At 73.2% G+C, this 2,186-nt stretch carries 2 protein-coding genes; one reads left to right on the top strand and one right to left on the bottom strand.

What is annotated here, in order from left to right:
* Positions 1-929 (bottom strand): methylenetetrahydrofolate reductase C-terminal domain-containing protein (locus ND748_RS30515; protein ID WP_251749740.1); only part of this gene is annotated, 929 nt, incomplete at its 3' end.
* 304 nt (positions 930-1,233) lie between these two features.
* Between ND748_RS30515 and ND748_RS30520 the strand changes: the two genes are divergently transcribed.
* Positions 1,234-2,127, top strand: a complete 894-nt coding sequence (locus ND748_RS30520; RefSeq protein ID WP_251749742.1) for a class I SAM-dependent methyltransferase — start codon at positions 1,234-1,236, stop codon at positions 2,125-2,127.
* The last annotated feature ends 59 nt before the right edge of the window (positions 2,128-2,186 follow it).

The raw sequence follows: 2,186 nt of genomic DNA on the forward strand, positions 1-2,186 counted from the left end.
ACGCAGCCCAGCACGAGGCCGCCGAACCCGGCTGCGCGCAGCTCGGCCACGGCGTCGCCGACCGCCGCCGGGCCGCCGCAGTGATCGACGAACACCACCTCGGCCCCGGCGTCGGCCTTGGCGAGCAGGCGGGAGGTCCGGCGGGAAACGGGCGGCGCGGCCGGCGCGTGTGCCACCGAGACCAGCGCCCCGCGGTTCCGGGCCAGGCCGACGACGTCAATGCAGTCCAGATCGAACACGCCGGCCGCGTCGGCGCGGTGACCGAGCGCGGGATGATCGCCGGTCACACAGTGCAGGCCGGTCACGCCGGCATCGACGCAGGCGGCGATCTCCCCCTCGATCGCCACCCGGTTGCGGTCGCGGCAGTTGACGCCGGCCCAGACGGACATGCCGGCATCGGTCAGCAGCCTGGCCCGGTAGGACGGTGGGAACTGGACGCGGGCGCCGCCGTGATCGCCGATGAGGCAGGCGTCGGCCACCGGTGCGAGCTGTGCGCCGCACGCGCGCAGGCTGTCCGCTGACATCGCCGCCGCCGGCAGGTCGGCCACGATCACCGGTCGCACCGCGGCGGCCGCGAGAAAAGCCGCAGCCGCCGCGGATCGGGCCGATGCCTGCGGGGCCGATGCCTGTGGGGCTGACGTCTGTGGGGCCGATACCGGCCGGGCTGACCGGCCCGCGGGGGTGGGCGGGTCGGGGTACGGCCAGGCCTCGAGAGCAGCCAGGAAGGGGCACCGGCCGAGGCCCGGAACCTCGCAGCGACCGTCGGCCTGGACTCCTCCGCAGGGGCCGTGATCCATCTTCTTGGGGCACCGGGCGACCGCGTCACGCCAGGTGGCGTCCGCAGCCGCGCCGATGTTCATCACGCCAACACTGTCCAACCCGGCGATCGACGGGCGGTTTCCGGTCGATAAAAGATGAGTTTCGGTCATGGTCACCACAGGTTCATAAGTATGCAACACTCAGTTGTTTTTGACTGCGTGTCGCCGACACCTCGTACGTCCCGTCGTCGGCGGATCACCCCGTGCCGGGTGCGGTGCGCGCCCCCGCGCCCCCGCCGGCAGTCGGGTTGCCTCCTCGACTCCGGAAGGGCTCGCAACCCTCGACTAGGATGCTAGCATCCTACTGACGGCAGTCCGAGTCGATCGACGTTCGCCTACGCGCCGATGCCATCCGCGCGGTGAAGCGGTGCGCCGGGCGCCGCCACAGACGGAAATCGCCGAGAGGAACGACACGATGATCAATGGGCTGCGAACCGCGGGGCCGGACAACACGGCGGTGCGGGTCGCGCTGTGGCGGGCCGTCCACGTCCAGGTCGACCCGCCGCCGCACGTGTTCGAGGACGAGATCGGCCTGCGACTGGCGGCGCCGGACGACGGCTGGCTGCGTCGCCCGGACATGGACCTGGCCAGCACGAGCCGAACCCGCGCGTCCATCGTGGCGCGTGCACGCTTCATCGAGGATCTGGTCGTCGAACAGGCCGGCCTCGGCGTCGACCAGTACGTCATCCTCGGCGCCGGCCTGGACACCTTCGCCCAGCGTCGGTCGCGGCCCGCCGCCGGCATGCGGGTGTTCGAGGTCGACCAGCCCGGTCCGCAGGAGTGGAAGCGGCGGCGCCTGACCGAGCTCGGTCTCGGCGCCCCGGCCTGGCTGCGGTTCGTGCCCGTGGACTTCGAGGCGGGCGGCTCCTGGCGGCAGGGGTTGGCGGACGCTGGTTTCGACGCGGGCCGCCCGGCGGTCGTCGCCTCCGCCGGCGTCTCCATGTACCTGACCAGGGACGCGACCGAGGCCACGCTGCGCCTCGTCGCGGACTTGGCCCCCGGCTCCACGCTGGCCATGACGTTCATGCTGCCGCTGGAACTCGTCGAATCGGCGGAGCGCCCCCTGCGGGAGGCGACCGAGCGCGCGGCGCGAGCCGCCGGCACGCCCTTCCTCAGCTTCTACGCCCCGCAGGAGATGCTGGCGCTGGCCCGCGACGCCGGTCTTGGCGCGGCACGGCAGGTGTCGGCCGAGAACCTTGGCCGCCGCTACTTCGCCGGCAGATCGGACGGACTTGTCCCGTCCAGCACCGAGGAGTTGCTGGTGGCGGTCAGCCAGGGGCGGGAACCGGTGGTCCCGACCGCCGGCTGACCCGGCTGACCCGGCGGCCAGGGCGGCCAGGGCGGCCGGGGGAGAGCCGCCCGGTCCGC

The organism is Frankia sp. AiPs1, assembly GCF_023716945.1.
Lineage (GTDB): Bacteria > Actinomycetota > Actinomycetes > Frankiales > Frankiaceae > Frankia.